The sequence below is a fragment of the Actinokineospora spheciospongiae genome, assembly GCF_003182415.1.
In the GTDB taxonomy this organism is placed as follows: Bacteria; Actinomycetota; Actinomycetes; order Mycobacteriales; family Pseudonocardiaceae; genus Actinokineospora; species Actinokineospora spheciospongiae.
The window spans coordinates 40,052-56,008 of sequence record NZ_QHCP01000001.1; the positions used below are offsets into that span (position 1 = coordinate 40,052).

The 15,957-nt window shown below is 73.4% G+C and carries 11 protein-coding genes; 6 read left to right on the forward strand and 5 right to left on the reverse strand.

Annotated elements, in window-relative coordinates; all coding sequences use genetic code 11:
* Nucleotides 1-21 precede the first annotated feature (21 nt).
* Nucleotides 22-1,971 (reverse strand): acetoacetate--CoA ligase, encoded by a 1,950-nt coding sequence (locus tag DFQ13_RS00200; RefSeq protein ID WP_219994179.1) that lies wholly within the window; start codon nucleotides 1,969-1,971, stop codon nucleotides 22-24.
* A 125-nt stretch (nucleotides 1,972-2,096) separates the two neighbouring features.
* Here DFQ13_RS00200 and DFQ13_RS00205 point away from each other — a divergent pair, with 125 nt between their 5' ends.
* The gene (locus DFQ13_RS00205) at nucleotides 2,097-2,876 is read left to right on the forward strand and encodes a DUF1684 domain-containing protein (protein WP_110078338.1); all 780 of its coding nucleotides are present in this window, start codon (nucleotides 2,097-2,099) and stop codon (nucleotides 2,874-2,876) included.
* Between the two features lie 149 nt (nucleotides 2,877-3,025).
* The gene (locus DFQ13_RS00210) at nucleotides 3,026-3,826 is read left to right on the forward strand and encodes an endonuclease/exonuclease/phosphatase family protein (protein ID WP_110078339.1); all 801 of its coding nucleotides are present in this window, start codon (nucleotides 3,026-3,028) and stop codon (nucleotides 3,824-3,826) included.
* Between the two features lie 810 nt (nucleotides 3,827-4,636).
* Here the strand turns inward: DFQ13_RS00210 and DFQ13_RS00215 are convergent.
* A complete protein-coding gene (locus tag DFQ13_RS00215) occupies nucleotides 4,637-5,803 on the reverse strand; it encodes an NADH:flavin oxidoreductase (protein ID WP_110078340.1) in 1,167 nt (388 codons plus the stop codon).
* Nucleotides 5,804-6,127: 324 nt separating this feature from the next.
* On the opposite strand from DFQ13_RS00215, the gene DFQ13_RS00220 reads away from it, so the two are divergent.
* A complete protein-coding gene (locus DFQ13_RS00220) occupies nucleotides 6,128-7,333 on the forward strand; it encodes an MFS transporter (protein WP_035285370.1) in 1,206 nt (401 codons plus the stop codon).
* Nucleotides 7,334-7,391: 58 nt separating this feature from the next.
* Here DFQ13_RS00220 and DFQ13_RS00225 read toward each other — a convergent pair whose 3' ends face one another.
* Nucleotides 7,392-8,306, reverse strand: a complete 915-nt coding sequence (locus tag DFQ13_RS00225) for a LysR family transcriptional regulator (RefSeq protein ID WP_052021462.1) — start codon at nucleotides 8,304-8,306, stop codon at nucleotides 7,392-7,394.
* A gap of 51 nt (nucleotides 8,307-8,357) precedes the next feature.
* On the opposite strand from DFQ13_RS00225, the gene DFQ13_RS00230 reads away from it, so the two are divergent.
* Together DFQ13_RS00230 and DFQ13_RS00235 are read left to right on the forward strand one after the other, a co-directional pair.
* Entirely contained in the window at nucleotides 8,358-9,197 is an 840-nt protein-coding gene (locus tag DFQ13_RS00230) for an alpha/beta hydrolase family esterase (protein ID WP_146240970.1), read from the forward strand.
* 354 nt (nucleotides 9,198-9,551) lie between these two features.
* Entirely contained in the window at nucleotides 9,552-10,262 is a 711-nt protein-coding gene (locus DFQ13_RS00235; RefSeq protein WP_052021460.1) for a YcnI family copper-binding membrane protein, read from the forward strand.
* 42 nt (nucleotides 10,263-10,304) lie between these two features.
* Here the strand turns inward: DFQ13_RS00235 and DFQ13_RS00240 are convergent, their stop codons facing one another.
* Nucleotides 10,305-13,526, reverse strand: coding sequence for a DUF7507 domain-containing protein (locus DFQ13_RS00240; protein ID WP_110078343.1), 3,222 nt, complete (start codon nucleotides 13,524-13,526; stop codon nucleotides 10,305-10,307).
* A gap of 67 nt (nucleotides 13,527-13,593) precedes the next feature.
* Nucleotides 13,594-14,223 (reverse strand): Pvc16 family protein, encoded by a 630-nt coding sequence (locus DFQ13_RS00245; RefSeq protein ID WP_146240972.1) that lies wholly within the window; start codon nucleotides 14,221-14,223, stop codon nucleotides 13,594-13,596.
* A 197-nt stretch (nucleotides 14,224-14,420) separates the two neighbouring features.
* Between DFQ13_RS00245 and DFQ13_RS00250 the strand changes: the two genes are divergently transcribed.
* Nucleotides 14,421-15,944, forward strand: a complete 1,524-nt coding sequence (locus DFQ13_RS00250; protein WP_110078345.1) for a phage tail sheath family protein — start codon at nucleotides 14,421-14,423, stop codon at nucleotides 15,942-15,944.
* The last annotated feature ends 13 nt before the right edge of the window (nucleotides 15,945-15,957 follow it).

Here is a 15,957-nt window from a genome sequence, read left to right on the forward strand (position 1 = left end):
GCGGGCGCTGTCCACCGGGTTTCAGCCCAGGCGGGTCCCGTACTCGGCGAACCACGGCAGCGTCTCCGCGTTCGTGACCGCGCCGGGGGAGGTCACCTGCTCCGGCGGGGCGCCCTGGAGGATGCGCTTCACCGGGACCTCCAGCTTCTTGCCGGTCAGCGTGCGCGGCACGGCGGCCACGGCCACGATGTCGTCGGGCACGTGCCGGGGCGACAGCTCGGTGCGGATGGCCGCCCGCAGCCGGGCGCGCAGGTCGTCGTCCAGTTCCGCGCCACCGGTGAGCACCACGAACAGCGGCATGGCGTAGCCGCCGTCGGGGAGTTCAGCGCCGATGACCAGGCTGTCGGCGATCTCCGGGAAGCGCTCGACCACGGCGTAGATGTCCGCCGACCCCATCCGCACGCCCATCCGGTTCAGCGTGGAGTCCGAGCGGCCCGAAACGACCAGGCTGCCGTCGGCGTGCACCGTCACCCAGTCGCCGTGGCGCCACACACCGGGGAACACGTCGAAGTAACCCGCCCGGTACCGCTCGCCGCCCGGGTCGTCGACGAACCGCAGCGGCATCGACGGCAGCGGCTCGGTCACCACGAGTTCGCCCTGCTCACCCACCAGCGGCACCCCGTCCGGGCTCCACGACGCCAGCGCCACCCCGAGCGCGGGAGCGGGGATGCGTCCGGTGTGGACGGGCAGGTCCGCCGCCGCGCCCGCCAGGGCCGAGCACACGTCGGTGCCGCCGCAGATCGACTGCAACCACACGTCCGCGCTGACGCCGCGGTACACCCAGCGCCACGCCGAGGGCGGCATGGTCGACCCGGTCTGCAACACCGACCGCAGCCGCGACAGGTCGAACCGCGTCCCCGGCTCCGCCCCGGACTTCTCACCCGCCACCAGGTACCCGGCGCCGACACCGAGCACGGTGGTGCCGGTCAGCGCGGCGACCCGCCACGCCTGGTCCACGTCCGGGTGCGTCGGGCTGCCGTCGTAGAGCACGACCGTGGCACCGTGCAGCAGCCCGCCGACCAGGTAGTTCCACACCATCCAGCTCGTCGAGGTGACGAACCCGAACCGGTCGTCGCCGGTGATGCCCGCGCACAGCCCCAGCGACTTCAGCAGCTCCACCACGATCCCGCCGTGGCCCTGCACGATCCCCTTCGGCAGGCCGGTCGTGCCCGAGGACCACAGCACCCACAGCGGGTCGTCGAACGCGGTGTCGGCGAACTCCGGTTCACCCCCGGGCTCCGGCCACGTCCGGGTGACCACGCCCGGGCGGTCGGGCCACTCGCCGCTCACGGTGAGCAGCAGCCGCACCGAGGGCAGCCCGTCCAGCAGTTCCGCCGCGTGCTCCCGCCGGTCGAAGCGCTTGCCGCCGTACACGTAGCCCTCGCCCGCGAGCAGCGCCACTGGCTCCACCTGCCGGAACCGGGCCAGCACGCTGGCGATCCCGAAGTCCGGCGAGCACGCCGTCCACACAGCTCCGACGGCCGCCGTCGCCAGCACGCCGACCACGGCCTCCCGGACGTTCGGCAGGTACGCGGCGACGTGGTCACCCGGCCGGACGCCTTCCGCGCGCAGCAGCGCGGACACCGCCGCCACCTCCACGCGCAACCGCTCCCAGGAGGTCTCCACCGGCTCGCCGCGCTCGTCCACGCCGATCAGCGCCGGGCGGTCGGTGCGCGCACCTGCCAGGCACCGCTCGGCGAAGTTGAGCCGCGCCCCGCTGAACCACCGCGCCCCCGGCATCTCCCGCCGGGGCAGCACCTCCTCGTAGGAGCTGACCCGGTCGAGGCCGTAGTACTCCCAGACCGCGCCCCAGAACTCCGCCGGGTGCTCGGCACTCCACCCCCACAGCTCCAGGTAGCCGCCGAACCCCAACCCCCGGGACGCGGCGAGCCACCGCAGGAAGTCGGCCAGGGGCGACCCGGCCACCTGCTCGGCCGTGGGCCGCCACAACACCTCAGCGCTGTCCGTCACCCCGCCGATCCTAGGGCGCCCCCAGCGGCTCAGAAAGCTCACCGCATCCACCATGTGGGAACGGAATCCGCTGTCCCTGGACCGCGTTGTCCCCGGTGACGGGAACACACGCGGGAAGGACGACCATGGGCTTCACGGCGCAGTGGCAGGACTGGAAGACGGCCAGGGAGTGCGACCTCGCCGAGCCGCACGGCTGGCTGGCGCTGGTGTCGCTGGACTGGCTGGAGGACGAGCCGCGCGAGTACCCCGGCCTGCCCGGCCGCTGGTGGCAGGACGCCGACGCCGCCCACGTCGACCCGCAGGGGGCGGTGCTGGAGCACGAGGGCACCGCGCTCACCGGGGTGCGCCGGTTCGAGCTGGTCAACAGCGGCCCCGGCACCCGGGTCAGCAGCGGTGACCTGGAGATCGAGGTCGCCCGGCGCGGCGGGTACCTGATCCGCGTGCACGACCCCAAGGCCGAAGCCGTCCGCGCCTTCCGGGGCGTGCCCAGCTACGAGCCGCAGGAGTCCTGGGTCCTGGAGGGCACCTACGAACCGTTCGACGAGCCCCGCCCCACCACGGTAGGCGCGGTCGTCGCGGGCCTGACGCACGTCTACACCGCCCCCGGCGTCGTCCGCTTCACCCACGACGGCACCGAGCACACCCTGACGGCGTTCAACGGCAAGAAGGACGGCTTCAGCATCCTGTTCACCGACGCCACCAGCGGCGTCACCACCTACGCCGCGAACCGCTCGCTGAGCGTGCCGGAGCCCGACGAGCGGGGCCGGGTGCGCTTGGACTTCAACCGCGCGGTCAACCTGCCGTGCGCGTTCACCGAGTACGCGACCTGCCCGCTGCCGCCCGAGGGCAACCGGCTCCCGTTCGCCGTCGAGGCCGGGGAGAAGATCCCGCACGAGGCCCACTGACGCCCGCCCCGGTGCGGCCCGCAGGACGCCGAGGCGGATCTGGCCGCTGCGGTGCCGCACCAGGGCAGGCGCGGTTGATCCACCCGATCGTGGTGACTCGTTCACGTGCGATCGCTACGTTGGGCGCGTCGTCCACGAGAGGGGTCGAGATGCGCTCGTTCATGGCGGTGGTGCTCCTGGTCGCAGGCCTGGTGCTGCCCGGCGCACCCGCGCGGGCAGCCGAGTTCTCCTTCCTGAACCTGAGCTTCAACCTGTGCGGCAACAAGTGCAACGGCGGCAGACTCGCCGTCGCCGACTCCACCGCCGACGCCATCCTCGACCGCCCGACCCGCCCGCGCACCGCCACCCTCCAAGAAGTGTGCGCGGGCCAGGCCCAACGCCTCCGCACCCGCCTGGGCGCCGCGGGCTACAAGGTCATCCACGTCCCCACCGCCCACCGGTGCGACGACGGATCGGACTACGGGATCGCCCTGGTCCACCGGGGCGAAGCCGCCTGGCACCGGGTGCACCCACTGCCCAACCCGGGCGGCCACGAACCGCGCAAGGCGGTCTGCGCCATGCTGCGCACCCCGGCCACCCTCGCCTGCTCCACCCACATCGACTTCCACGCCGACGGCACCCGGGGCGCCCAGATCAGGGAAATCGCCACCCTGATCGCCGACTTCACCGCAGCGGGCCACGCCACCTACATCGGCGGCGACTTCAACGCAGAACCCACCGACGACCAACTGGACCCCCTGTACCTCCCCGCCTACGGCGGCGGCGCCACCGGCAGGCTCACCGAGGCGACAGGCTGCTGCACCCGAGGCGGCCCCGCCACCGCCGACGGCGGCCGCAAAATCGACTACACCTTCGCCCTGGCGGGCAAGTTCAACCCGGACTGGATCGACGTCGTCCCCACCGACCAGTCTGACCACCACAAGGTGTGGTCCCGCTTCACCCTGCGCTGACCACCCCACGAAGCCACCCCGCCCACCACGGACCCGGCCGCCGACCACCCCCGAACCGCCCACCTGGCAGCCGGCCACACCTAACGCCACCGGGCGCAGCGGCGGGCACCCCACACACCGGCGGCCTGGCGGCCAACCACGCGAAGCGCCAGCGGCGCAGCGGCCGACCACCCTGCCATCCGCTGGCTTGGCGACCCGTTACGCCGAACCCCACAAGCGCAGCCGCCAGCCACCCCGAAAACCGCCGGCCTGGCGGCCAGCCACCTCGAACCCCATCGGGCGCAGCCAGCGATCACCCCGAAAACCGCCGGCCCGGCGGCCAGCCACCTCGAACCCCATCGGGCGCAGCCAGCGATCACCCCGAAAACCGCCGGCCCGGCGGCCAGCCACCCCGAACCCCACCGGGCGCAGCCTGGCGACCACCCCGAAAACCGCCAGCCCGGCTACGGCTCTGCCCGGGTGGGTGGATTTGCTTGGGTGGGGGAAGCGATCATGTGCAAGCCTGCCTGGGCTGTGGGGCATCTCTTCAGCCCCACTCGGTCACACTGGGCGCATGATCGCTGTAGGGGCCCCGCCCAAGCAGATCCACCCACCCGGGCACCAGCGACAAAATCCCGGCCCTTGAGCCGAAGCACACGGCGCAGCCCCGGCGCAGCGGACCACTCGGGCACCACCACCAAACCCCGGCCCTTGATTCGAAGCACACGGCGCAGCGGACCACCCGAGCACCACCAAACCCCGACCCTTGAGCCGAAGCACGGAGCGATCCCCACCCGAGCATCAACAAACCCCCCGGGCTCGAACCACCGCTCAGCGCAGCACCTTCCGATGCTCATGCGTGTAAGCCACGATCTCGTCACTCCGCCCACCCAGCAGCTTGACCACCCACTCCGGGTCTGCCAGCAACGCCCGCCCCACAGCCACCAGGTCGAACTCCCCGGCCTCGAACTGCTCCACCAACCGCTCCACCCCGGCGAAGGACGCCGCACCGTCCCCCTTGCTCAGGAACGCCGTGTCCAGCCCCACCGAGCCGACCGTGATCACCGGCAGCCCGGTGACCTTCTTGGTCCACCCCGCGAGCCCGAGTTCCCCGTCCCGCCCCGGCAGGTCCGGGAAGGCGGGCAGGTAGTGCCGCCGGGTCGACGGGTGCAACGCGTCCACGCCCGCGGCGACCAGCGGCGTGAGGACTTCCTCCAGTTCGGCGGGCGACCCGGCGATGCGGGCGTTGAAGTCGCTGTCCTTCCACTGCGAGTAGCGGAAGACGATGGGGAAGTCGGGGCCGACCTCGGCGCGCACGGCGGCGACCACCTCGGCGGGGAAGCGGGTGCGGGCGGCGCGGGAGCCGCCGTGGGCGTCGGTGCGGTGGTTGGTGCGGTCCCAGAGGAAGCCGTCGAGCAGGTAGCCGTGGGCGCCGTGCAGTTCCAGGCCGTCGAAGCCGACGGACTTGGCGTTGCGGGCCGCTTCGGCGTAGGCGCGCAGGGCCGTGTCCAGGTCCGCCGTGGTCATCGCGCGGCCGACCTGGTCGCCGTTGGTGGCGATGCCGGAGGCGCTGACCGTCTCGGCGTCGGGGTGGTACGCCGGTTCGGCGCCGCGCTGCGAGCCCAGGTGCCACAGTTGCGGGATGATCCGGCCGCCTTCGGCGTGCACGCGCCGCACCACGTGCGCCCACCCGGCCAGGCTCTCCTCGCCGTACAGGTGCGGCACGTCCGGGTCGGGGCCGGTGGCCGGGTCGGGGATGTAGGTGCCCTCGGTGATGATGAGGCCCACCCCACCCGCCGCCCGGCGCGCGTAGTACTCGGCCACGTCGGTGCCCGGGACGCCGCCGGGGGAGTGCCTGCGGGTCATCGGCGCCATGGCGAACCGGTTGGCGGTGCGCAGCGAGCCGAGGGAGAACGGGGTGTCCAGTTCCTTGCCGACCACCGGATCGCGAGATCCGTCCGCACTCGACGATGTCGTGCTCCGCAGGGGTTCGCTCATGATTCGCACTGTAATCGCCGTCGGGCGAGGCGTTCCGTGAGCATTCTGACAGCTCAGGTGGGAATGCGGGACGCGTCCCGCAGCGGTGCCGCACCACCCGGCCCGCGGACCGGGCCGTTCACCCATTCCGCGCGAGGTCTCACCGATTTTGTCGGTACTCGACGATGGCATCGCGAGTGCGATCCGGCCGTCATCGCACCCGGGCCGCGACTTTCCGGGCCACCGGGTGTGTGGCAGGCGGTCGCGGCGTCGAACGGTCCGGTCGATGGGACTGATCGAAACTCCTCGTTGGACTCCCCGCCCGGGCGCGGGCACCGTGGGGGCATGCCCCGGACAGCCCTGCCGCAGACCGACCGCCGCCGCCACGCCGTCGGGTTCCACCTGGTCGCGGTCGTGTTCGCCATCGCGCTGGTGTTCTCCACGCTGCCCACCCCCCTCTACGGGCTCTACCAGTTGCGCGACCACTTCGCCGCCCCGGTCATCACCGTGGTCTTCGCCGCGTACGCCGTCGGGGTCATGGCGGGGCTGTACTTCGCGGGCCACATCAGCGACTGGGTCGGCAGGCGGCGGGTGGTGCTGGCCGGGACGGTCACCGAACTGGTGTCCGCGGTGGTCTTCCTGGTGTGGCCGGAGGTGCCGGGGCTGATCGTGGCCCGGCTGCTCTGCGGGGCGGGCATCGGGGTGCTCACCGCCACCGTCACCGCGCACATGGGCGAACTGCGCGCCGTCGCCCGCCCGGCCGAGCACCCGTCCCGGGCGGCGCTGGCGGCCACGGCGGTGACCATGGGCGGGCTGGCGCTCGGACCGGTCGTCGGCGGGGTGCTCGCCGAGGTCCTCGACGCGCCGCTGACCGGGGCGTTCGTGCCGTTCGTGGTGCTGTTCGCGCTGTCATTGCCGCTGCTGCCGCTCATCCCGGAGACCGTGGACCGGCCCGCGCGGCCGCCCGCCTACCGGCCGCAGCGGGTGTCGGTGCCCGCGCGGTCGCGGGCGGCGTTCCTCTCGGCGGCGGCCGGGGTGTTCGTGGCGTTCGCGGTGCTGGGGCTGTTCACCTCGCTGGCACCGACGCTGATGGCGGGGGTGTTCGACGAGCCGTCGCGGGTCGTCGGGGGGTTGGTGGCGTTCGCCGTGCTCGGGGCCGGGGCGGTCGCGCAGGTGGGGTTGGCCGGGCTGGACGCTGCGGTGCGGTCGCGGTGGGGGGTCGCGGCGATGCTGGCGGGGCTGGTGCTGACGCCGGTGTCGGCGCTGCTGGGGGTGGAGTTGCTGTTCTGGGTCGGTGGGGTGCTGGGTGGGGCCGGGTCGGGGTTGCTGTTCCGGTCCTCGGTTGAGACCGTGAGCGGGCTCGCGGCGCCGGGGGCGAAGGCTGAGGTGTTGGCGGCGCTGTTCCTGGCGGCTTATGTGGGGATCGCGCTGCCGGTGTTGGGTGTGGGGTTGGTGTTGGTGTGGTTGCCCGCGGCGGTGGCGTTGGTGGTGTTCGCTGTGCCGATGTCGGGGTTGGTGGTGTGGGCGGCTCGTGCCGGGCGTCGTTCCTGAGCCGTGTCCTGCGAAGCCCGGTCTTTCGGGTGGGGGTGCCCGGCTGGGTGGTTGGCCGTCAGGTCAGCGGTGTCGTGGGTGGGGCTGGTCTGTTGGTGGGTGGGGTGAAGAGCTCCAAGAGGGCGCGGGTGGCGCGGCTGGGGGTGGTCGCGGCGGCTGTGGCGACGGAGAACTGCCAGGTCAGGTCGCTGTTGCGGAGGGGGAGGACGGTCAGGCCGGGGGAGCGGGGCAGGGCAACGTCGGGGACGACGGCCACGCCGAGGTCGGCGCGGACGTAGTCGGGCACCGTGGTCAGGTCGGCGACCTCGATCGCCACCCGGCGGGGGGTGCCCAGGGTGGCGTAGGCGCGGTCGACCGCCAGGCGGTTGCCGAAGCCGGGGAGCGTGTCGATGAACGCCTCGCCCGCCAGTTCCGCCAGGCCGATCGCCGAGGCGGTGGCCAGGGGGTGGTCGGTGGGCAGGAGGGCCACGTAGGGTCTGCTCGCCAGTTCGCGCGCCGACAGGCCGACCAGGTCGGTTCGGGGGAGGCCCAGCACGGCGATGTCCAACCTGCCCTGGCGGACGTCGTCGGCCAGGCCGGTCGAGCCGGTGGGGGAGGCGGTGACGTGCAGGTCGACCAGGGGGTAGCGGGCGCGGAAGGCGCGGAAGAGGGCGGGCAGGTCGACGACCGGGATGCGGGTGAGGGTGCCGATCCGCACGCTGCCGCGCAGCCCGCCCTCGGCCTCCCGCACCGATTCCCTGGCCCGTTGCAGTGCGGCGAGGGCGGCGCGCGCCTCGGGCAGGAACGCCCGGCCCGCCGCCGTCAGCGACACCTGCCGGGTGGAGCGGTCGAACAGGGTCGCCTTCAACTCGGTCTCCAGGGAGCGGATGCCCGAGGACACAGTGGACTGCACCGCGTACAGGCGCTCGGCGGCCCGGGTGAAGTTCAGTTCCTCGGCGACCGCCACGAAGTACTCAAGCTGCTTGAGGTCCACGGGGGCGATCCTGCCACCCGCTATGCTCGCCGGGAAGTCGAGGAGGGGTCGATGAGTCCACAGTGGTCGGTTGAGCGGGTGGTGCTGCGGGTCGGGGGGCGGGATCGCTCGCTCACCGTGGTCCGCCCGGCGGTGGCCGGTGGCGGTCTGCTGATCGCCTTCCACGGTTCCGACCAGAGCGGCGAGCGGTTCCGCGAGTTCTCCGGCGGGGTGTTCGACGCCTTCGCCGCCGACGGGGTGACCGTGGCCTACCCCGACGGGCACCGGGGCCACTTCAACGACGCCCGGCTCGGCGTCGACTTCCCCGCCCGCCGCGACGACGTGGACGACGTGGGCTTCACCGAGGCGGTCATCGACCACGTCGGGGCCACGCGGGTGCACGTGGTGGGCTACTCCAACGGTGGGTCCATGGTCATCCGCCTGGTCCACCAGCTCGGCTCCCGCCTCGCGGGCGCGACCACCATCGCCGCGACCCAGCCCGCGCCGGAGAACCTGCTGCCGATGGACAGCCCGGTCGTGCCGGTGCCGGTGCTGCTGTTCCACGGCACCGAGGACCGGTTGGTGCCGTACGCGGGCGGCGTGAACAGCCTGTGGGGCTCCGAGTCGCGCGGTCTCGGGCGGTCGGCGCGGGAGACCGCCGCCTACTTCGCCGAGCGCAACGGCATCACCGCCGAGCCCACGACCACGCTGGTGGCGGAGGTGGGCGCGGACCGGACCGGAGTCGAGCGGCTGGACCACCGCCAACCCGGCCACAAGCCGGTCACCCTGTTCACCGTGCACGGCGGCGGGCACGTGATCCCGGGCCCGGTGAAGGCCCCCCTCTTCCTCGGCCGCACGACGCGGCGGGTGTCGGTGGTCGAGGAGATGCGGGCCTTCTTCCGGCTCGGGTAGTGCGCGCCCACCGCCGAACGGGACCCGTGCGGCTCCGGGTGGTGGTCGAACGAGAGCCGCGCTGACGATTCCCGAGCGGACCCCGGCCGGTTGCTCCCCGCCGATGCCGGAACACTCCGCCCGCTGCGCGGGCGACTGTCGTCATCGGCGGTCGGGGAGGTGCGGGACTTCTTCGGGTCGGGTGGTCGGTGGCCATCCTCACCTGCGCACCCGGGGTGCGAGGGTCCGCAGGTCTTGACAAGAAAGAGCCGGATCTTCCCGACATCCGGGCATCGCCTGGACGGGCCGCGCCCGGTGCGGGAGGGTGTGGGCGTCGACCACCGTCCACGTCCACAGTGGACCAGGAAGGAACGGGTGCCCACGTTGGCTGTTCTCCCCTCTCGCGGTGCGGCGCGGGCCGGTGTCCTGGCGGCGGCCACGGCGCTGTTCGCGGTCGCCCCGGCCGTGCCCGCCTCGGCCCACGTCACCGTGTCGCCCACGGCGGTCAGCAAGGAGGGCGTGTCCCGGCTCACCTTCCAGGTGCCGAACGAGTCCCCGACGGCGGGGACGGTCTCGGTTCGGCTGACCCTGCCGCTGGACACCCCGGTCACCTTCGCCATGCCCGCGGCCAAGCCCGGCTGGACCACGGCCATCGGGGAGGAGGACCTGGACAAGCCGTTGGACATCGACGGGTACGAGGTCACCAAGACCGTGCACACGGTGACCTGGACCGCCACCCCCGGCACCCGGCTGGAACCGTCGACCTTCACCCTCTTCGAGGTCCTGCTCGGCGAGCTGCCGCAGAACACCGACAAGATCCTGCTCCCGGTCACCCAGACCTACGACGACGGCAAGGTCGTCGACTGGGCCGACCCGCCCCTGCCCAATGGCGATGAGCCCAACTCCCCGGCCCCCGTGCTCACCCTGACCGACGGTGGCGCGGAGCACGACGCGCACGCCGCTCCGGCCGCTCAGCAGACCACGGCCGGGACACCGTGGCTGGCGGTCTCCGCGCTGGTCGTGGGGGCGCTCGCGCTCGGCCTCTCGATCGGCAACCTGCTGGCCCGCAGGCGCAAGTCCGCTTGAGCGTCCGGCCGGGGCCACGCGCGGCCCCGGCCGGATGGGCCGTCAGCCGCCGGGCCACCAGCGCGACAGCGGCGAGGTGCCGTCCTCGCGCCTGCGCGACGTGGCGGCCAGGACACCGCCGCCGACCAGGAGCAGGGCCACGCCGATGCCCAGGGGCAGGGCGATGTCCGCACCGGTACTGGCCAGGCCGCCGTCGGACTTCCGCCCCGCCGCGTCCGAGGTGGAGCCGCCCGTCGAGCCGCCCCCGGAGGTCCCCGGGGTCGGGCCGCCCGCCGTGCCGCCGCTGATCCCGTCGCCGCCCACCGGGTCGGGGCCGGGGGTGGGCGGTGGGGGCGCGTCGCCCGCCAGCAGGGTGACCGTGGCGTCGTCGGCTCCGGTCAGGGGTTCGCCGGTGTCGCCGACGGCGGGGGTGGGGCTCGCGGTGTAGGTGGCGGTGTTCTTCAGCTCCGTCGTGGCGTCGTCGGTCGGGGTGGTCGTCGTGCAGCGGATGCCGTTGGCCGCCCCGGCGCGCAGGCCCTCGCCGGTCAGGGTGAAGTCGCAGTCGGGTGCCCGGTCGTTGCCGACCTCGACCACCACGGGCACGTCGCCGATGTTGCGGACGGTGACGGTGAAGTCGACGTCCTCGCCGTGCTTGGCCTGCTCCCGGTCGGCCGTGGTGCTGATGGTCAGCGCCGGGTTGATCACCGTGACCCGCAGCGGGGCCGCCTGGGTGCGCATCAGCCGGTTCCCGCCGTCCACCGCTGAGGCCAGCGCCTGGTTGTCGAAGCTGCGGTCCGGGACCGCGGTGCAGGTCCTGGTCGCGGTCTCACCGGGGGCCAGGGTCGGGATCGGCTCGGGCAGGCAGTCGGGGGGCAGGGTCGGGCTGGTGATCCGCACGTCGGTCACCGGGCCCTCGGCCGCGGTGGCGGTGCTCGTGACCGCGAAGGTCAGGGTGACCCCCTCGGTCACCCGCACCGGGGTGCGGTCGACCTGCTGGGTCAGGGTGATCAGCGGGTCCAGGACGGTGACGGCGACCGGTTCGGCGGTGGCGGTCACCCCGGCCCCGCCCACGTCCACCGCGGTGAGCGCGGCGACCACCTCCAGGGACTCGCTCGGGGTGGTGGTGCAGGTGGTCTCGGCGGTGGCGCCGGGGGCCAGCGACGGGATCGGGTCGGGGGCGCAGTCAGGCAGGTCGGCGACCGCCACCCGCAGGTCGCTCAGGGCCTCGTCGGCCTCGTCGCCGGTGTTGGTCACGGTGAAGGTCAGCTCGACCGAGTCGCCCCGGTAGACGGTGTCCTTGTCGACCGCGGTGGTGATGGTCGCCGCCGGGGCGATGACGGTCACCAGGACCTGCTGGCTGGTGATGGTCACCGTGGCGCCGGTGGCGTCCAGGCCGGTCAGCCTGCCCGCGCTCTCGAAGCTCTCGGCGGGCGCGGTCGCGGTGCAGGTGAAGCTGGTCGAGGTGCCCGCCGCCAGGGTGGTGCCCGTCGGGCCCGCGCAGTCCGGGGCCGCGCCGTCGGCGTAGGCGATGCCGGTCAGCGGGGCGGTGGTGTTGTTCGTCAGGGTCACCGCGAACACCACCGGGTCGCCCTCGCGCACCACCAGCCGGTCCGGGACGCGGGTGATGGCGTAGTCGGGCAGCTCGACCTGGACCTCGGCGCTCGCCGACGCGCTCACCGTGCGCCGCTCGCCGCCGGGGCCGACCAGGTAGGTGCCGGTGGCCGTGGCGGTGTTGGTGAACCGCGGACCCGCGCCCGCCGGTTGCAGGCAGGTGACCCGGGTCGTCGCCCCGGGGGCCAGCGGCGGCAGGGCGGTCGGGGTGCAGCGGATCTCCTCGGACGTCGGGTCGCTGGTGTCGGTGAGGGTGACCCCGGTGAGCGGGAGGGCGCCGTCGTTGCGGACGTCGACGGTGAAGGTGGCCAGCTCGCCCTGGGTGACCGGCTCGGTCGGGCCGGTGTTGACCACCGAGATCGACGGGGCCACGGTCTCGGCCAGCACGACGTTGTGCACCACCACGAAGTCGCCGATGCCCGCCACACCGATCTCGACCTCGCCGGAGTCGTTGTCGGCGAGGGTGGGGCGGATCGTCTTGGCGTCGACGCTGAGGTTGTTCACCGGCCGCTTCGCCGGGTCGACCGGGTCGACGGCCCCGACCGCGCAGGAGCGGAAGAAGTCCTCGGTCTTGCGCCCGCCGCAGGGTTCGACCGCGGCGGCGCCGTCCACTGTGAACGTCTCCCCGCCCTGGCGCCAGTCGCCGTCGTAGGCGGTGAGGCCAATGGCCACGTCGGCGGTGGAGCGGTTGCGGGCCACCCCGGGGAGGACGACGCTCGTGCCCGTCAGGCCGGGGACCAGACCGGGCAGCAGGCCGTCGACCAGCGTGGGGAAGCCGGGCACCAAGGGCTCGATCAGACCGGGCAGCAGGGCGCCGCTCTTGGGCAGGTCATCGGTGTAGAGGTCGATCACCCTGGGCTGGGTGTAGGGGGCCCGGGGCTCGTCGTAGCCGAACACCACGACGACCGACCAGCCGCCGGAGCAGCCGGGGCCGGTGGGCGCCCAGACGTTGCTGACCGACAGCGGGATCGGCGTCCCGGTGGGTGCGCCCGCGAACGCCCGCGTGACGTCGGCCCAGTCGCTGTAGAGCTGGCTGGGCTCGGTCAGCCCGTCGGTGGTGCGGAAGTGGGCGGGGTCGCGCCGCACCGGCACCGGGGTGCCGCCCGCCACCGCGATCCGCACCTGCTGCTGCGCCGGGGACGCGGCGGCCGGGGGCGGCGGCGGCTCACCCTGCAACAGCAGCGGGCGCACGCAGTTGACCCCGGAGAAGCCGATGAACGTGCCGGTGTGCCCGCCCCAGTTGAGCTGCGCGTGCCGCACGGTCGCCCCGGCCGGGATGGTGATCTCCGCCCGGCTGGAGGTGAACGAGTCCGGGCGGCCGTCGTCGTCGGCCAGGTGCATGTAGTACCCGTTGTTGTTGCCGCTGTTGTCCAGCAGCGCGCTGTCGGACGGCCCGGAGGCCGCCGTGGCCGCGGCGCACTCGGCGGGGGAGTGGTCCCCGGACACCTCCTCGCCCACCGGGCAGCGCAGCACGCTGTTGCCCGCCTGGAGGAAGTCCCCGTACACCGCGTCCCGGTACCCGGGCGCCACGGTCGGGCTCGGCGGCGCGGGCAGCAGACCCGGCTGCGCCACGTCCGTCGACGGCGCCACCCCGCCGGGCGCGGCCACCTCGGAACCGGGCACGACGGCGAAGGCGAGCAGCAGCAGGCCGATGGCGGCCCAGATGCGGTACACGGGGACTCCCTCAGGGCCTGCGGATCAGGGGTCGGGCGGGTTCGTCGGACACGGTTCGCCTCGGTGGTCAGTGCTCGGTGATGGTGGTGCGCTCCCAGCGCCGCCGCGGCGCCGGGGAAGGGCCCGCCTCGGCGTCGGGGTGGGTGGTGTCGTGCACGTCCAACTCGATCGTCCGCACCGGCGGCGCCGCCTGGCGCAACCGCGACGGCAGCGCCGGGGCGGTCACGGTCAGCTCCAGCGCGGTGCGCATCGGCACCCCCAGCGCACCCCACAGGTCCGGCCCCCGCGCCACCGGCGACCAGCCCAGCCGCAGCGGCAGCGCCGTGGTCAGGGCGTGCAGCGACCCGCGCAGGTGGTCCACGCCCAGCGCGTCCTGCTCGGCGTGCGCGCCGATGACCGCGCCGAGCAGCTCGTTCTCCTCGACCGTGTCCGCCGCCCAAGCCGTGACCAGGTACGACAGGTGGTAGCTGCGCAGCGGGGCGACCGTGCCGGTGACCCGGCCGTCGGCGTTGCGCACGCGCACCCGCGCCGCGGGCACCCCGTCGAGGTCCTCCGCCACCCCGAACAGGAAGACGTTGAGGATGCCCGCGCGCCGGGGTCTGCGCTGGATGCCCGCGAGCAGCCCGGGCGGGTCGAAGCCGATCTCCGTGCCGGGCGCCAGCTCGGAGTCGAGCCACGCTCGGATCGAGGAAGCCATGTCTGCCAGCACATCTCGCAGTCTCCAGTGCCGCGGGTTCCCCGGGCAGCCGCGTCGCGGCCCGCCCCATGGCCACCGTCGGTTGCCTTCGAGGGCAACCGCGGGTGGCCGTGCCGTTGCGCGCGCGACGGGCCGGACGGGGGCCGCGCGGTGCCAGCCTGGTCGTTGTCCGATCCGGTTGACAACGGGGAGAGTCGATGCCCAACTATCTGGCTCCAGGTGTGTACGTCGAAGAGGTGTCGTCCGGCTCCAAACCCATCGAGGGCGTCGGCACGGCGGTCGCGGGATTCGTCGGCTTCGCCGAGAAGGGCCCCGTCTCCGAGCCCACCCTGGTCACCAACTGGACCCACTTCACCCGCACCTTCGGCGGTTTCGTCGAGGGCGCCTACCTGCCGCAGTCCATCTACGGCTACTTCCTCAACGGCGGCGGCGCCGCGTACGTGATCCGGCTGCCCCAGCCCGCCGTGGACGGCGAGCAGCCCGCGGCCAACCACGCGGTCGTGCCCGCCGCGTCGGGCGACGACCAGCCCGCGTTCACCGTGCGGGCGCTGACCAAGGGCGACGACCTGAGCGTGTCGGTCGGCGAGGCGAGCCAGCCCGGCGAGGACACCTTCAAGCTCGACGTGCTGCGCGCGGGCAAGGTGGTGGAGTCCTTCGACAACGTCACCGCCAAGCGCGGCCCACACCACGTGGCCACCGTCGTGGCCAAGCAGTCCAAGCTGATCGCCCTGGACGACAGCAAGTCCACCGCGGTCGCGCTGCCGAAGAAGGACGCCGCCGTCGCGCTGGTGCCCAGCTCGCCGCCGCCCGCCAAGGTCAGCGCCGCCTCCTACGTCGGCGACCCGATCGACCGCACCGGCCTGGGCGGGTTCGAGGCCATCGACGAGATCACCATGGTCCTCGCCCCGGACCTGATGTCGGCCTACCAGCACGGCCTGATCGACGCCGAAGGCGTCAAGGCGGTGCAGTTGGCCATGGTCGCGCACTGCGAGCTGATGTCGGACCGGGTGGCCGTCCTGGACCCGCCGCCGGGGCTCAACTCCCAGCAGGTCAAGGAGTGGCGCACCGAGTTCGCCGGGTACGACACCAAGTACGGCGCCCTCTACTGGCCGTGGGTGCAGGTCATGGACCAGAGCAGCGGCAACCGGATCTCCGTGCCGCCCAGCGGCCACGTCGCCGGGGTCTGGGCCCGCAGCGACGAGACCCGCGGCGTGCACAAGGCCCCCGCCAACGAGGTGCTGCGCGGCGTGGTCTCCCTGCACACGGTCATCAGCCGCGCCGAGCAGGAGCAGCTCAACCCGCTCGGCATCAACTGCATGCGCGCCTTCCCCGGCCAGGGCATCCGCGTCTGGGGCGCCCGCACCCTCTCCAGCGACCCGGAGTGGCGCTACGTCAACGTGCGGCGGCTGTTCAACTTCATCGAGGAGTCCATCCTCAACGGGACCAACTGGGTCGTGTTCGAACCAAACGACGCCTACCTGTGGGAGTCCGTGCGCCGGGTCGTCGGCGCGTTCCTCCAGCGCATCTGGCGCAGCGGCGCCCTGGTCGGCCGATCCGCCTCCGAGGCCTACTACGTCAAGTGCGACGAGGAGAACAACCCCCCGGAGAGCCGCGACGCGGGCAACCTGTTCATCGAGATCGGCGTCGCGCCGGTCAAGCCCGCGGAGTTCGTGGTGTTCCGCATCTCGCAAATGCCGCAGGGCGCCGCGCTCGAAGAGTGACCTGTCCACCCCC